The sequence below is a fragment of the Anabaena sp. UHCC 0204 genome (assembly GCF_009711975.1).
In the GTDB taxonomy this organism is placed as follows: Bacteria; Cyanobacteriota; Cyanobacteriia; order Cyanobacteriales; family Nostocaceae; genus Dolichospermum.
The window spans coordinates 188,336-204,748 of sequence record NZ_VIKW01000002.1; the positions used below are offsets into that span (position 1 = coordinate 188,336).

General features: G+C 37.9%; 15 protein-coding genes. 7 read left to right on the forward strand and 8 right to left on the reverse strand.

Annotated elements, in window-relative coordinates:
- Positions 1-300: 300 nt before the first annotated feature.
- Entirely contained in the window at positions 301-1,722 is a 1,422-nt protein-coding gene (locus FJR04_RS02405; RefSeq protein WP_168491461.1) for an NADP-dependent isocitrate dehydrogenase, read from the forward strand.
- A 64-nt stretch (positions 1,723-1,786) separates the two neighbouring features.
- Positions 1,787-2,320: a peroxiredoxin gene (locus FJR04_RS02410; protein WP_168491463.1), complete on the forward strand. Its 534-nt coding sequence runs from the start codon at positions 1,787-1,789 to the stop codon at positions 2,318-2,320.
- A 45-nt stretch (positions 2,321-2,365) separates the two neighbouring features.
- Here the strand turns inward: FJR04_RS02410 and FJR04_RS02415 are convergent, their stop codons facing one another.
- The 3 genes from FJR04_RS02415 to FJR04_RS02425 form a co-directional block, all read right to left on the reverse strand.
- Positions 2,366-3,349: a DnaJ C-terminal domain-containing protein gene (locus FJR04_RS02415; protein ID WP_168491465.1), complete on the reverse strand. Its 984-nt coding sequence runs from the start codon at positions 3,347-3,349 to the stop codon at positions 2,366-2,368.
- Between the two features lie 210 nt (positions 3,350-3,559).
- Positions 3,560-4,069 (reverse strand): AAA family ATPase, encoded by a 510-nt coding sequence (locus FJR04_RS02420; protein WP_168491466.1) that lies wholly within the window; start codon positions 4,067-4,069, stop codon positions 3,560-3,562.
- Positions 4,070-4,164: 95 nt separating this feature from the next.
- Positions 4,165-5,454: a glucose-1-phosphate adenylyltransferase gene (locus FJR04_RS02425; protein ID WP_168491468.1), complete on the reverse strand. Its 1,290-nt coding sequence runs from the start codon at positions 5,452-5,454 to the stop codon at positions 4,165-4,167.
- Positions 5,455-5,759: 305 nt separating this feature from the next.
- Between FJR04_RS02425 and FJR04_RS02430 the strand changes: the two genes are divergently transcribed.
- On the forward strand, positions 5,760-7,205 hold the full coding sequence (locus FJR04_RS02430) for a glycoside hydrolase family 13 protein (RefSeq protein ID WP_168491470.1): 1,446 nt from the start codon (positions 5,760-5,762) through the stop codon (positions 7,203-7,205).
- 134 nt (positions 7,206-7,339) lie between these two features.
- Here FJR04_RS02430 and FJR04_RS02435 read toward each other — a convergent pair whose 3' ends face one another.
- On the reverse strand, positions 7,340-7,840 hold the full coding sequence (locus FJR04_RS02435; protein ID WP_168491472.1) for a DUF2085 domain-containing protein: 501 nt from the start codon (positions 7,838-7,840) through the stop codon (positions 7,340-7,342).
- Between the two features lie 116 nt (positions 7,841-7,956).
- On the opposite strand from FJR04_RS02435, the gene FJR04_RS02440 reads away from it, so the two are divergent.
- On the forward strand, positions 7,957-8,277 hold the full coding sequence (locus FJR04_RS02440; RefSeq protein WP_168491662.1) for a type II toxin-antitoxin system HicB family antitoxin: 321 nt from the start codon (positions 7,957-7,959) through the stop codon (positions 8,275-8,277).
- A 240-nt stretch (positions 8,278-8,517) separates the two neighbouring features.
- Here FJR04_RS02440 and FJR04_RS02445 read toward each other — a convergent pair whose 3' ends face one another.
- The 4 genes from FJR04_RS02445 to FJR04_RS02460 all read right to left on the reverse strand — a co-directional run bounded on the left by FJR04_RS02445 (position 8,518) and on the right by FJR04_RS02460 (position 13,884).
- Positions 8,518-9,516: a hypothetical protein gene (locus FJR04_RS02445; RefSeq protein WP_168491474.1), complete on the reverse strand. Its 999-nt coding sequence runs from the start codon at positions 9,514-9,516 to the stop codon at positions 8,518-8,520.
- A 16-nt stretch (positions 9,517-9,532) separates the two neighbouring features.
- Complete coding sequence (gene purT / locus FJR04_RS02450) at positions 9,533-10,714, reverse strand: formate-dependent phosphoribosylglycinamide formyltransferase (RefSeq protein ID WP_168491477.1); 1,182 nt, start codon at positions 10,712-10,714, stop codon at positions 9,533-9,535.
- 312 nt (positions 10,715-11,026) lie between these two features.
- Complete coding sequence (locus FJR04_RS02455) at positions 11,027-12,841, reverse strand: ABC transporter permease (protein WP_168491478.1); 1,815 nt, start codon at positions 12,839-12,841, stop codon at positions 11,027-11,029.
- 92 nt (positions 12,842-12,933) lie between these two features.
- A complete protein-coding gene (locus tag FJR04_RS02460) occupies positions 12,934-13,884 on the reverse strand; it encodes an ABC transporter ATP-binding protein (protein ID WP_168491663.1) in 951 nt (316 codons plus the stop codon).
- Positions 13,885-14,134: 250 nt separating this feature from the next.
- On the opposite strand from FJR04_RS02460, the gene FJR04_RS02465 reads away from it, so the two are divergent.
- From FJR04_RS02465 to FJR04_RS02475, 3 genes are all read left to right on the forward strand, one after another.
- A complete protein-coding gene (locus FJR04_RS02465; protein WP_168491480.1) occupies positions 14,135-14,656 on the forward strand; it encodes a photosystem I assembly protein Ycf3 in 522 nt (173 codons plus the stop codon).
- 78 nt (positions 14,657-14,734) lie between these two features.
- Positions 14,735-15,025 (forward strand): Asp-tRNA(Asn)/Glu-tRNA(Gln) amidotransferase subunit GatC, encoded by a 291-nt coding sequence (gene gatC / locus FJR04_RS02470; RefSeq protein WP_168491482.1) that lies wholly within the window; start codon positions 14,735-14,737, stop codon positions 15,023-15,025.
- A gap of 507 nt (positions 15,026-15,532) precedes the next feature.
- On the forward strand, positions 15,533-16,027 hold the full coding sequence (locus FJR04_RS02475; protein WP_168491485.1) for a GNAT family N-acetyltransferase: 495 nt from the start codon (positions 15,533-15,535) through the stop codon (positions 16,025-16,027).
- Positions 16,028-16,413: the final 386 nt, after the last annotated feature.

Genomic DNA, 16,413 nt, shown 5'->3' on the forward strand with positions numbered 1-16,413 from the left:
CTTCAATTATACAGCAGGAATCAGGAGTCTTAGGAGGGAAGCATTTGGTGTAAGGGCGAAGCATTCGGAAAATAAACTTGGGAAAAAACTGATAATTTATCGCCCGAATGCTTCGCCCCTACAGTGTATAGGTTTCAATTTAGATTCTGTACCTCATTGATCTGCAATCTGCTGTATATGAACTACTGTAGGGGTGCAGTAATTTGAGTCATTCGAGGGCGCAGTAATTTGAGTAATTTGAGGGCGCAGGCCCTGCGCCCCTACGACTCCTGAACTTCTTCTATTTGGAATGTGTGAAATATGTACGAAAAGATTACTCCTCCCACTATCGGCGCAAAAATTACCTTCAAAAATGGTGAGCCGGTTGTTCCTGAAAATCCTATTATCCCTTTTATTCGGGGTGATGGTACGGGTATAGATATTTGGCCAGCGACGGAAAAGGTGCTTGATGCTGCGATCGCAAAAGCGTACAAAGGCAAAAGAAAAATTAGCTGGTTTCGGGTTTATGCTGGTGATGAAGCCTGTGATTTATATGGTACATATCAGTATTTGCCTCAAGATACATTAACGGCTATTAAAGAATATGGCGTAGCTATCAAAGGACCCCTAACTACTCCCGTCGGTGGGGGAATTCGTTCTTTGAACGTAGCATTACGCCAAATTTTTGACCTTTATACCTGCGTGCGTCCTTGTAGATATTACGCTGGAACACCTTCTCCTCACAAGACTCCTGAAAAACTGGATGTGATTGTTTATCGGGAAAATACGGAAGATATTTATTTGGGGATTGAGTGGAAGCAAGGAAGTGAAATAGGCGATCGCCTGATAAAATTCCTCAATGAGGAATTGATACCCGCTACACCAGAACATGGTAAAAAGCAAATTCCTCTCGATGCTGGTATCGGTATTAAACCCATCAGCAAAACCGGTTCTCAGCGGCTTGTGCGTCGCGCTATCAAACACGCCTTGTTATTGCCCAAAAATAAGCAACAAGTCACCTTGGTGCATAAAGGCAATATCATGAAATACACTGAAGGCGCTTTCCGTGATTGGGGTTATGAATTAGCCACTACGGAATTTCGTCAAGAAACTGTGACAGAACGAGAATCTTGGATTTTGGGTAATAAGGAGAAAAACCCCAATATTTCCTTAGAAGAAAATGCCCATGAGATTGATCCTGGTTTTGATTCTTTGACACCAGAGAAAAAGGCGCAAATTGTCAAAGAAGTAGAAACAGTTCTAAATACAATTTGGGAAAGCCATGGAAATGGCAAATGGAAAGAGAAAATCATGGTCAATGATCGCATTGCTGATAGTATCTTTCAACAAATCCAAACTCGTCCAGATGAGTATTCTATTCTGGCGACAATGAACTTAAATGGTGATTATTTATCTGATGCGGCTGCTGCTATCGTTGGCGGTTTAGGCATGGGTCCAGGGGCAAATATTGGCGATTCCTGCGCGATTTTTGAAGCTACTCATGGGACAGCACCAAAACACGCTGGTTTAGACAAAATTAACCCCGGTTCTGTGATTCTTTCCGGTGTGATGATGTTGGAGTTTATGGGTTGGCAAGAAGCCGCAGATTTAGTTAAAAAGGGATTAGGTGATGCGATCGCTAATGGTCAAGTTACTTATGACTTAGCACGGTTAATGGAACCACCTGTAGAACCATTGAAATGTTCTGAGTTTGCTGACGCAATCATCAAACATTTTGGTTAATTTGGCTTAATTTTCAGGGCGGGTTTTTCCCGTCCTCATTCCCCTTTATCTATTTCCTGGAATTATGCTGACTTCAACTGATTTTACCGGCTTATTTAATGAGCGATTTTTTCATAATTTTTTACCCATACCCGCTTTAGATAATTTTAGATTGGGTGTGGGAACACCGGACTTTAAATTATCGAATATTACTAATAATACTGTCATCAAATTATCTGATTTTCGAGGTAAACAACCTGTATTGCTGGCTTTTACCAGGATTTTTACCGAAAAGCAATATTGCCCATTTTGTTATCCCCATATTAAAGCTTTAAATGAGAACTATGAACAATTTAAAAATCAGGGAATTGAAGTTTTATTAATAACTAGCACCGATAAAAAGCAAAGTCAAATAATCGTTCAAGATTTAGGCTTAAAAATGCCATTATTGAGTGATCCTAGTTGTCATACATTTCGTATTTATAAAACTGGACAAGCATTAGGAGCGCCATTACCAGCACAATTTGTATTAGATAAAGATGGGAGATTAATCTATAGGCATTTGTTTTCTTTCATAGATCACAATGCCACTATAGAGAATTTGTTAGAAAAGTTTTAATTCTGTAAAGACGTTCCCCTGGAACGTCTCCACAGAGTTTTGCTATTACAACTTAACTTGCTCCAAATGACTGCGGGGATTGTAGGTACGAATAGCCCGGATTTTTTCATAATACTCTCTCTCTTGAGGGCTGAGGTCTTTCGGAGGTGCGATCGCTACTTTCACAAATTGATCACCACGTCCACCCTTAGCTATAGGCCAACCTTTACCACGCAACCGCAGAGATTGACCGGAACGGACTCCCGCAGGTAATTTAACATTAACATGACCATCAGGAGTGGGAACATCAATAGCCGCACCTAACGTCGCTTCATCAGGAGTAATTAACACTTCACAGACGAGATGATCACCTTCAATTTGGAAAAAAGAATGGGGTTGTAATTCCACCTTTAAATATAAATCTCCCCGTTGTTGACTCATGGGGTTAATTTGCCCTTTTCCTTTCACTCTTAAGCGAGTTCCAGCTTTAGCACCAGCAGGAATACGCACATCAATCGTTTCAGTTCCTAAACTAAACCGTTTCTGCACACCAGAAAAAGCTTCTGCCAATGTTAAAGTAATGATAGCTTCTGTATCTTGTGTTCCACCAGCATCTTGAAAGCCAAAATCATTAAAACCGCCAAAACCGCTACTTGGTCTACCAGTGGAAGTACGATAAGAATAACTTTGTCGTCCACTGCGTGGTCCTGCACCACCAAATAATTCAGTTAAGAAGTCATTAAAACTGCCGTATTGACCGAAGTCAACGCCACCCATATCCGCACCAACACCACCGGAGGGGAAACCTTGACCAGCTTGTTTCCAATATTGACCAAATTGATCGTACTTTTTCCGTTTATCTGGGTCAAATAAAACCTCATAGGCTTCATTAACTTCTTTAAACTTGGCTTCAGCCTGTTTGTTATTGGGGTTAACATCAGGATGATATTTGCGGGCTAGTTTGCGAAAAGCTTGTTTGATTTCTTCTGAAGTGGCAGTTTTACTAATTCCTAAAATTGCATAATAGTCTTTAAAGTCGGTTGCAGCCATCTACCAGCCTCCTGTAGAAATTTAAGTTATGTTTTTTTCTAAGATATAGCGTTTATCAGTGGGATGAAAACATACAGTGATCATAAAAATCTGATCCCCTTATGATTTTCATTCCTGTGACCCGTTCCCTGCTATATGAGATTTACTGTCTACTTGGTCTAATGCCAGGCATAAAGATTCTAATTCTAAACTAACAAACAATCCTCAACATCAAGTGGGGTTTTTGCTGAATGTACCAGCGCAATTCCCGTACTGTTCCTCTGGTGAGTAGAAAATCAGGTCATTTATCCCTTCTTCTAGGCTGGGGGGAGCATCCCGGAGTTGGCGGGACATTCGGAAAATTATGTCCTCTGGAACTTGGCGAATCCGTCTTTGATTCCGTGCTAAACATAACCAGATTGGAGTTCTCACCCAAACCGCTGTAATCTGACTAAAGCCACAATCACGGGCTAGGTTAATCACTTCCCGGCGATTTCTTCTTTGGGCGTTGGTAGCATCGAAAATCACTCCTTGATCTGCGGTTATGGCTTGTTGAAATTGTCGTTCCAGTTCCTGCCAAATCAGCAGCCAAGACCCTTGAATTGCTTCTGAACCAAAAAGCTGCCCCCGGATGGCATCTGTGGCAATTAGTTGCATCTGGGGGCATTCTGTTAACAATTGTTTTGCTAAAGTTGATTTACCGCTACCAGGAAGACCAATCAGCAAAATTAATTTAGTCATTGGTTATTGGTCAGTGGTCAGTGGTCAGTGGTCAGTGGTCAGTAGTCAGTGGTATTGAAACAACGAACAACTGACAACGAACAACTGACAACTGATTAAATGATTGTACCGTCAGCAATGACAGCATTTTTGAGAACAACAACAATGCCGCTACGAATGTAGAAGCCTTGACTTTCTCTTTCTGCTTCTTGGATGTTGTCTTTATTGATAATTTTTACATCGTGACCGATGCGGGCATTTTTATCAACGATCGCACGACGAATAATGGTGTCTGTACCAATACCGACGGGGATATCATTCTCTTCTAAACTACATTGCCGTTCAACAGATGGTTGATAATAGTCAGCACCCATCAGCAGAGATTCTTCAATCACACATCCAGATTCTATCCGCGATCGCACTCCCAAAACTGAATGTTGAATGCGGCAATCTTTTAAAATACAACCGTCGCCAATCATGGATTCTGTGATTTGGCAATTCAGCAGTTTCGAGGGTGGTAAATAACGAGCGCGAGTATAAATTGGTGCTGCTTCATCGTAGAAGCTAAAGGGAGGGAGGGGTTGCTTAGTCAGGGCTAAATTGGCTTCATAAAAAGATTCAATTGTCCCAATGTCTTCCCAGTAGTCATCAAACAAGAAGGCTTGAACGTTGTGATCCTTGGCTGCATCAGGAATAATTTCTTTGCCAAAATCAGTCCGTTCTAAAGATTCTTTCAACAACTTAATCAAAACATCTTTTTTAAAGACATAAATCCCCATAGAGGCGATATATGGCTGTAATTCGGCTTGTTCTTTTGTCAATCCCAAAATGGTAGTATCAACACGCATTTTTGCTAGATCATCACCTTTGGGTTTTTCGCTAAAATCAATCACCCTACCCGATTCATTGATTTTCATCAAACCGAAATCCGAAGCCCGGCGATCGTCAATGGGAATTACAGAAAGTGTAATATCAGCATTTGTGTCTCTGTGACGCTGGATAAACTGACGGTAATCCATGCGGTACAGGTGATCACCTGAGAGAATCAAAAATTCGTCTACATCCCAATCTTGTAACATCCAGATATACTGACGCACAGCATCAGCCGTACCTTGAAACCAGTTGGGGTTTTCTGGAGTTTGTTGTGCTGCTAACACTTCCACAAACCCATCACTAAACCCACTGAAGTTGTAAGCACGAGCGATGTGACGATTCAGAGAGGCTGAGTTAAATTGAGTAAGGACGTAGATTTTGAATATTTCTGAATTGATGCAGTTGCTAACAGGGATATCTATCAAGCGATACTTCCCAGCCACTGGTACTGCTGGTTTGGCGCGGAGTTTGGTTAACGGATAAAGCCGAGTACCCGCACCCCCACCCAGAATAATTGCTAAAACTTTTTTCACAGAATTTCTCCCGACTGCCTTTCAACTCTCATCTACAGTTTAGGACTGTATGTAGCAGCTGATAAGGGGGGATCAAAGAATCTTGAGGAAGAATTTTATTATCGAAAGATTTGTGCTTAATAGCACTAGTAAATCAGCAGTATTTGTAGAACATTTGTATTATGTTCTCGACCAAATAAAAATGCGTCTCTAAATAGACATCTAGTGAGAAAATTAAAGACATTATCAAAAACGTCTCTAAAATTCCTTAATTCGTCCTATTTGGGCATAAGCTAACCTTCTCAAATTTAATCAAAATTAAAGTTATGCAAATTCAAACACCAGATTGGGTTAAACACGCAGTTTTTTATCAAATATTTCCCGACAGATTTGCCAGAAGTCAACACTCCCGTCAGAGTTTTTTAAATAATACCAATTTGGAAGCGTGGGATAGTCCACCCACACAACAAGGTTATAAAGGTGGTGATTTATGGGGTGTTTTAGAAAAATTAGACTATATCCAAAGTTTAGGAGTTACGGCTATTTACTTTACACCAATCTTCCAATCTGCTAGTAATCATCGTTATCATACCCATGATTATTATCAAGTAGATCCAATTTTGGGAGGTAATCAGGCTTTTCGAGAATTATTAGATGCAGCCCACGCCAGAAATATGAAAATAGTTCTAGATGGAGTATTTAATCATTCTAGTCGGGGCTTTTTCTTCTTTCATGATGTTTTAGAAAATGGATCTAATTCCCCTTGGGTAGATTGGTTTAAAATTGAAGGTTGGCCACTGTCACCTTATGACGATAAATTACCACCTAATTATGGTGCATGGGCTGGTGTCCGATCTTTACCAATTTTTAATCATGATAATCCAGATGTCCAAGAATATCTGATGGAAATTGCTGAATATTGGATTAAATTTGGGATTGATGGTTGGCGTTTAGATGTGCCTTTTGATATTAAAACTCCTGGTTTTTGGCAGGAATTTCGCCAAAGAGTTAAAGCCATTAATTCAGATGCTTATATTGTGGGTGAGGTGTGGTCAGATGCCCGTCAATGGCTCGATGGCACACAATTTGATGGGGTGATGAATTATTTATTTAATGAGGCCACAATTGCCTTTGCAGTAGGCGATCGCGTCGTCTTAAAGCACGTACAATGTCGAGATTATTATCCCTATCCAGCTATAGATGCGGCTGGATATGCTGCTAAAATTGAAGCCCTTTTAGCACTTTATCCTTGGGAAATTCAACTTACTCAATTAAATTTACTCGGTAGTCACGATACATCTAGAATCATTACTATTGCTGATAGTGATCAATCTAGTGTAGAACTATGTGTATTATTACTATTGACTTTTCCCGGACCACCAAGCATTTATTATGGTGATGAAGTTGGTTTAGCTGGTGAAATAGATCCAGATTGTCGGCGAGTTTTTCCCACAGAATCTGACTGGAATCAAGCAATTCTCAATACTCATAAACAATTAATTTCTCTGCGTCACAATTACCCAGCTTTGCGAATTGGTAATTATCAAGTTCTTTATGCTAAAGCCACAGTTTATGTATTTGCAAGAACTTTGGAAAATGAAGAATTAATTATTGCTGTGAATGCAGGAAATGAACCAATGTCAGTAAATGTAGATTGTAGACTTTTACAAAATCAACCTGATCAAATTCTATTTGGTAATGGAGAAATTGCTTGGAATAGTAACAATCTTGGTTTAACTATTCCTCCCCAAACTGGGTTGATTTTGGGCTAATATCAATAACTGTTAGGCGAGGATATTTTGCAGAACGGAAAACAAAAAGGAGAAGTCCAATTTTGTCTACGTTTACTTAATTAACAGTTTGGGTAAATTGATTTTTGGTGTTGGGTTTTTTAACCCAACCGACTTTATAACTTGCGGAAATGCAAAATCGGCATAGTAAATAAACCCCAAGCCAAACCAGTAATCAACCCAAAAGGAGTAACAATATAATTATTAAAATCCCATAAACCGAAAACTTGCGCTGCTAATTCCAACGGATAAGCCATCATCAATACACTAGCAAAAGCCGCACCAGTCCAACCATATTGATTTAACCAAAAAATACCTTTTCCATCAGTTAAACCATATAAAATCCGAGTAACCAACAAACCCGTTACTGTTCCATAGCAGCGCATACACACCGCCATAATAAAAGGTGGTGCTAACTCTAAACCCATAGTAGGCTGTGGACAGACATGATTACCCATAAAGTAAATAATGTCCGCAATACCCGGAAGCACAAACACACCAGACGCAGCTAAAAAAGGAGCAATAGGGGGACCAAACACCATCCCAGCTAACAGGAAATCAGCAAAAAAACTCACCCAATTAACCTGTAAACCCCTTGACAAAACCACCCTTTGCATCTTCTTACCTTTGTGTGAAATATTTCTTAATATATTATATCTGAAGTTGATAAAATATGAAGATTGGGAGCTTCCTTTTGAATAAATTTTTCTATTAGAAGCGGGGTTTAATAGTGATGAAATATAAAGGTTATCAGTCAGTAGTAGAATTTGATGATGAAGCTAAAATTTTTCACGGCGAAATTATTAATATTAGAGATGTGATTACATTTCAAGGTAGTAGTGTAGAGCAATTAAAACAAGCCTTTGAAGATTCAGTAGATGATTATTTAGAATTTTGTAAACAACGTGGTGAAGAACCATATAAACCATTCTCAGGAAAATTTGTGGTGAGAATTAACCCACAATTACACCAAGTAATTGCCATACGAGCTAGACAAGAAGGTAAAAGCCTAAATTCTTGGATAGAGCAGCGATTGTCTGAATCTATTGCGTAGCTAATAATTAGTTAAAAAGGTAGTTAGAAACCGCGTCTATACAGGTAAAACTATTGATTTTTCAACACCTTGTCCATTTTCTGTAGGTTGGGTTAAGCGACAGCGCAACTCAACGCATTTGTTGGGTTTCATGCTTCAACCCAACCTACAAATCAAGGCTTTTTCCAGTTTGAACAAGGTATTGATTTTTATTAGAAGTTTGTTTGTATGGCCGCGATTTCTAGCCGACAGAACTGTGAATTATTTATATGTTGCCGATTCTAAAGCCTGTTTAAAATCATCTAAAGAATTAACTGTTACAGCCAATTTCAACATTTCATCCAAAATAGATAGATTAGAAATCTGAGCTAAAGATGCAGTAATATCTAAAGAAACCTCACCCAGTCGAGTTTGCAAAACAGTTTTGACACTATCACGCGCCTTTTGTAAAGCACCAATTTCCTTACCAATCTCTTTACCAATTTCTTTCCCAATCTTCTTACCGCGTTCTATTGCCAATTCTTCTGTAGGACTGATAAAAGGCATTTTTCTTTCCTCCTCAAAACTATTAATTTTATTCACTAACTTTTGCTGCAATTGCTCAGGTAATGTCATCATTTTATCAATGATTTTAAAGAGGGTAACAATTTGTTCTTTAGTTAAGCCTCTATCATATAGTCCGCGAATTAATGTCCATTTCCATTGCTCCCGTTCTGATAAATTCCCAGTGGTTGCTTTAGTTTTCAAATGTGCCATTACTATGATAGCAAAGGGATTGTCACTAGATTCTAATTCCTGCCAACGTGATTCATAGTCAAGCAGTTTAGCAATGGGAAATTTAAGACTAACTTCACACCCTCCCAGGGAATAACCATAAGCACTGGGTCGCCAATTGTTCCTTTCATCACCTAAAACTGCTAGACTAACTACAGGTTTGTGATACAGATCAAAGGAACGATAATTATAAATGTACATTCGTTGCCCAAAATCTACTTCATATTGACTTTGAATTTCCACATGAATTAATATCCAAACTTCTCGTTTGTCAAGTAACCAAACTTTATAAAGTTGGTCAGCAATCCGTTTTTCTGTTTCTGATGAAGCCGTAATCTCCTGTAGTTCTTTATCAAGGGACTGAGGAGTTTGTGTCCAATCAATTAATTGATGGACTTCAGGAAAAAAGAATGTCAAAAAGCTTTCAAAATACTCCGTTAATGCTTCTTTCCAAGATTCATCATAATTGGCAGTTACTTCTTTCATAATTTTACCTTTATTTTTAATTCTCTCCAGTTACTAATTTCACTTGACTAGCTGCTTTTGTAGCCTTTTCTCTAGCTTCTTGAATATCTCCACCTTTGGCTAAAGCTACACCCATGCGACGATAAGGATGAGCAGTAGGTTTACCAAATAACTTAATATCAACATCTTTTGCGGCTAAAGCTTCAGCTACACCAGTAAAACTAATAGAATCAGATTTTTCTGAAGCTAAAATTACTGCACTTGCGGAAAATCCTAACTGTTCAATGTGGGGAATTGGTAAACCTAAAATCGCCCGCAGATGTAATTCAAATTCATTCAAATTCTGGGAAATTAATGTTACCATTCCTGTATCATGAGGTCTGGGAGATAGTTCTGAAAAAATAACTTCATCTTTAGTAATGAAAAATTCTACGCCAAAAATTCCCGCACCACCTAAAGCATCAGTAACTTTTTTAGCAATTTCTTGAGATGCTACTATCTTATCTTCAGAAATAGCTGCTGGTTGCCAAGATTCTTGATAATCACCTCTTTCTTGACGGTGGCCAATGGGAGAACAGAAAATTGTGGGGGCGTTCCATTGTTTAATTGTTAGTAAAGTAATTTCAATTTCAAAATTAATGAATTCTTCGACAATTACTTTTTGACTATCACCACGAGAATTAGAAATTGCATAATTCCAAGCTTTTTCTACTTCAGTTCTATCATTAACTACAGATTGTCCTTTCCCAGAAGAAGACATAACTGGTTTAACAACATTGGGAAAACCAATTTCCTCGGAAATAGTAATTAATTCTGCTAAGGTAACTGCATAACCATATTTAGCAGTTCTAATTCCTAATTTTTGATGTGCTAATTCTCTAATTCTGTCGCGGTTCATGGTGTAGTTAGTAGCCGCGGCTGTAGGAATAACTGTAATTCCTCTTTGTTCAAATTCTTCTAACTTTTCGGTTCTAATGGCTTCAATTTCGGGAATGATAAAATCAGGCTGATGTTTATTTACTACTGCTTCTAAGTCATCAGCACTCAGCATAGAAATAACTTCTGCACAATCTGCAACTTGCATAGCGGGAGCATTTGCATATCTATCAACAGCAATGACATAATTACCTAACCGTTGAGCAGCAATTACAAATTCTTTTCCTAGTTCTCCTGAACCAAGAAGCATTAATTTTTGGGGTAGTTTTAGCACCTTAATCATGAATTTATGGAAATTATTTCAATGATACGAAAGTTTTAGATCCTCGACTTCTTAGAGAAGTTGAATATTTGGTTATTGGCTTGTGCAATAATGTACGATTATATCATCAAGTGTTAAATCAATCGGATTCGCTGAGTAAAAATATGAATAAGCCTCACGCAGAGGCGCAAAGATTAAGAGATATTGAGTTGGGAAATTTTATACTTCAGTAATACCAATAAATCTTTATGTTGGTGTAATAGAAAAAATTAACCGCAGATAAACGCAATGTGTTCGCGGATATCGGCGGTTATAAATTAGAAAATTATTCAGTTATCTTCCTGCTAATAATGCTTTGGTTGCAGATTCTCCTAAGACTTTGATTTTTCGATTTAATTGCCAGTTTAACAAGGCTACAACTGTAAAATCAGCTAAAAGTGCCATGAAGATTGTTGTTGTTCCTGCGTGTTCTATCGCAGCCCAAGGGAAGGTAGAAAATAACCACAAAGCTGGATTTTCTGATGGATTAATATCCGCAACTAAAAGAATAATTGATGGCAGAAACATAGCTACCCCTATAGTCCCAACTGCCCATATATAACGTTTGGGGTTTTTCATGAGTAGCATTAGTTGAGCGATTGTGGCATATATCAGCATTAAACTGAAGGATAAAACCATCGCTAAGAGGACTTTATTTTTGTCAATATTATCATCATAGAAATTGTTAGGAGAGAACAAAATCCAGATCATTATTGGTGTAGTAGCAATTAAAAGATTAATTACTATGGCAACAATTGCCGGGCTTTTTTCACCAAAAACTAAATCTTGTAATAAAGATTTATCTCGATGATTTTGGTGTCTATATCTTGCCCAATCTTGGATAGTTTGACGATGGGGTGAAAGTACAATAGTTAATGCTAGAACTAAGGTAAAATTGAATAAAGCAATCAGGAATATCATCCCTACATCGTATCTATCATCTACTGCGGGTATAGTTAATCCTAAAAACATGACCTGAGTAAAAGCTATAAATAAATAACTTTGTCCTTTACTCAATATTGTACTATCTGCATTCCGAAAGCAGCGTTTCATTGCTTGCCAAATGCCGTAGGAGCAAATTCCGTAATTAACTAATTGAAAGCCAACCAAGGTAATTAAATTTTGTCCTATTGGTAAATAGAAGAATTGTAGCTGCTCTATTGATGAGTCTCTATATGAACGAAACAGATTAGGAAATAGATAATTGGTAATATCCCAAGGACTAAAGAATCTAATCCAAGTTAGGGGATTATTGAATTCTCCATAAGACGATACCATTGTCATTGTCATAAACAAGAACACAAGTACAGCACCACTACCTAACCAAGGTTGAAAGCTGCTAAACCAGCGACTAATTAAACCAAAAATTAGGGCTGCACTGTAGAAGAAAATGCAACTAGCAACTAGAACAGCGTAATAACTGAAAATGTGACTTGAGGCAATTTGAGCAGAATGTCCTGCCCAGAAATGTAGAGGAATTGCGGTGAGAACAAAGAGATAAATTAAACTAGGGACTCCAATGATTTTTCCAGTCAAGAGGCTTGTTTCTGTTTGGGGACTAAGCCGAATAAAGTTCAATGTTCCCCGTTGTTCTTCTTTGGCTAAATCACTAATTAGTAAATAAGTTCCCCCAACTAATAGTGTAAAAATGAAAATTACACTAAATGCTAAAAATGTGTATTCCCAATGATCTCGCCACCACAATTGCCAATCTATTTTATCTAATGGACAAATATTTTTAGATAAATAATGCTGGAGGCTGGATAGCTCATTTTGAACTTGTTGAAGTTGAGCTTGTAACTGGGGGATAATGGTATTATCTGTGAGGGGAATTTGGCGATAACTTTCTATTCTTTGAGTAAGTACATTTTGTTGTTGATAAAGTGCTTGCTCTTGCTTTTCATAGCCCGCTCCCAAAGTACAGTAGGTTGCTTTGATATAGTAGTTTTCATCGGGAAATTCTCGTAGTTGAAAGAGGAAAACTATGAGTTGTAATATTAAAGAAGAACCCATAGCTATCAGGATATTAAAAGGCTTGAATCTGCCTTTAAGTTCTCGGAATAGTTGGGGATTTAATTCTCCCACTCTGTCTATGAAATTGAGTAACATAGTCAATACCTCCAAAAATTGAGAAGTTTTATTTTTGAACAATTTTTAACTTTGTGCAGAAAATAAATCCAAAATCTAAAATCCAAAATTATCTATGATGCTTGTTTGTGACCTAATTTCAGGAAAATAGTTTCTAGGTCTTCTTGGGTACAATGAAACTCTGTTAAAGGAATTCCTGTACTGACAAGCGATCGCAATAAATCAGCAGAATCTTCTGGTTTACCGGAAAAATTGACTCGCACACTATTTTGACTAGGTATTACCTCCCACTCTTCTACTAAAGGATGATTTTTTAGTTCACTCACTAATATATCTATATTGCCCAAAGTGGAGACTAAAATCTGCTGTCGGGAAAGACGCTGATAAAGATGTTTGAGTGAAGAACTTTCCACTAAAAAACCTAGTTCCATAATTCCCACTGACGTACACAATTCCGCTAAGTCACTGAGAACGTGGGAGGAAATTAAAATTGTCATTCCGGCTTCTTGTAAAGCTTTAATAATTTCCCGAAATTGCATCCGCGCAATGGGATCAAGTCCAGAAACAGGTTCATCTAAAAGGAGTAAAATTGGTTCATGAATAATGGTGCGGGCTAAACTTAAGCGCTGCTTCATGCCCCGTGAGAGGGTAGAAATCATGCTATGGCGTTTATTACCCAGTTGAATGAGTTCTAGAACTTCGTGGAGACGTTGGGTACGGTGCTTTCCTTGCAAGCGATACAACCGCGCAAAATAATCTAAATAATCCCAAACTGTCAAATCTTCATATAGTGGGTAGTCATCAGGTAAATAACCAAGACGACGTTTAAGTTTGAGGTTGCTTTGATCTCGTAAAAGGCGATCGCCGTTAATATAAATCTCACCAGTAGTCGGTTCTTCAGCAGTGGCTAACATCCGAATTAGGGTGGTTTTACCCGCCCCATTAGGACCAATTAATCCGTAAACTTCACCCCTATGGATTTCTAAGTCAACATCATTGACAGCAACGTGCCTTTCAAATTGCTTAGTTAGTCCAGTGGTGCGAATTGCTATTTCTTTTACCATCGCGGCTGGGGTGTGGCTTGTGTGCAATAGTTAACTTAACTTGTTTATACAGTAGTCTTTATCTTTGTTTCGGAAATAGAAACAGAATAATTAAAAATTAAAAAGAATTTGTTTTTTGCATCTTGCCTTTTGCTTAACTCAAACTCCCACAGATCGGTTAAATTAGCGGTATGCTAGTTGGAAAATACCACTCTCAAATAACTTGCGGCTGAATAGTGTCTGCTTCATTTGAGTAATTATAGAGGCGAATATGCCAAGAACACAGAAAAACGATAACTTTGTTGACAAATCCTTTACCGTGATGGCAGATATCATCCTCAAGATATTGCCAACCAACAAAAAAGCCAAAGAAGCATTTGTCTATTACCGAGATGGGATGTCCGCACAGGCAGAAGGTGAATATGCCGAAGCACTGGATTACTATGTAGAAGCCTTAGAAATGGAAGAAGACTCTAATGATCGGAGTTATATTCTATATAATATGGGGTTAATTTATGCTAGTAACGGTGATCATAATAAGGCTTTAGAGTATTATCATCAGGCTATTGAGTTAAATCCCCGCTTACCCCAAGCTTTGAATAACATCGCTGTAATTTATCATTTTCAAGGTGAGAGAGCTAAGGAAACTGGGGATAATGACGGTGGTGAAGCATTATTTGATCAAGCAGCGGATTATTGGATTAGAGCAATTCGCATGGCCCCTAATAATTATATTGAAGCCCAAAACTGGCTCAAAACTACTGGGCGATCGCAAATTGACATATTCTTTTAAACAATTAGTCGGTTGTCAGTTGTTTTATTTCCCCTGACTACTGACTATTGACTATTAACCACTGACCACAAATAAATTATGATTGATAGTGAACAAGTTCGTAAAGTTGCTAATCTCGCTCGTTTAGAATTGACAGCAGAGGAAGAAACAAAATTTACTACTCAACTAGGTAGTATTCTGGATTATATAGAACAACTAAATCAACTGGATGTTACCAATGTCGCGCCAACAACCAGAGCTATTGATGTTAGCAATGTTACTAGAGAAGATATTCTCCAACCCTATCCTGAAAGGGAAGCAATCCTCAACAGTGCGCCTCAGCAGGAAGGTGATTTTTTCCGAGTTCCCAAAATTCTCAATGCTGATTAGGAACTAACTGGAGAGATAGGGAAGAATTTTTCCTTCTCCCTTTCAACTTCAATACAAAAGAGTAGAGACGCTCCGAGGAACGTCTCTACATCCCCGTAGGGACAGGGGATTAGGGGATTAGGTTTTTGGGTATGAGAATAATATAGCAGATGATTTTTTATTTGCCAAGTATTTGACAACAATTTTCTGCCTACTGATGTCAAAAAATATCCGTATTGCTGGGGTAGATTACAAAAATAACTTAATAATCCATTAGTGTTAACTGCAAGTGCAACCTTTTTTCCTCCGAAAAAACAACAAAAATCATCTTTATATTTTAACTCAAGTTGCTAGTTATCTAGTTGAGACTGGTAATGGGTAATTGATAAATTTCTGTTTTCATCCTGTTAATCCTTTAATCGGTGGACATCCTGATATGGCTTGCGCCACGCTACGCTATCAAACAGTTTACTTAACTAAAGACTTTTCAAACATCCTCTCAACAGACTAGGAAACCCTATATACAAAATGCAAAAACCAAATATTACAATTAGAAAAGCCACTATAAATGATCATCCAGGAGTGAACAAGTACGCACTCAAACTCGTTCATCAACATCAAAATTTCAATCCTTTAAGATTTGTTGAATTTGAAAATCATCAACAACAGCTTTTTGATTTTTTTGCTCAACAAATTGTAAATCCTCAAGCAGTTGTATTGGTTGTAGAAGTAGAAAATGAAATTGTTGGTTACTCCTTTATCCGGTTAGAAGAAAGCAGTTTAGTTGATATTGCCCCAGCAGCAGTATGGCTTCATGATATATACATTGATGAATCAGCGCGGGGACTGGGAGCAGGAAAATTACTATTAAATGCTACAGTAGATGCAGCAAAACAATTAGGTTCAAAAATATTGATCCTCCAAGTTGCAGCCCAAAATCAGTTTGCTAAAAAGTTATTTGAAGATCATGGATTTAATGTGGCAACTTACGAGATGATGATGAATTTAAATCTTGAAGAATGAAAAAGTCTAATTAATTATTAGCTCTGGCGATTATAAATCGCCCAAAAATCATCATATATCATCTTGATCAATAAAAAATCTAACTTCCGAGAGATGAAGATTTAGTCCTGGAGTTTTCTTGCCAATGTTCAAGATTTTGTATTAGAAAACACTATTTACTGCGGCCAAAATTTTCACCACTTCTTCCCGTTTGTTCACAAAATCCCAGAATCTTGTAAAGGATTAGGAACGGGAATAAAAATGATGAAACAGCTAAAACAGTCGCAGCCGACACAAACTAATATTCTAATTTATCTGATTGTCCCCTTTGTCTTTCTTGTCCTCCTGATTGTCCTAGTCTTCCTTGCACCTTTAGTCCAAGATTCCCAGGAAGACTAGATTAACAA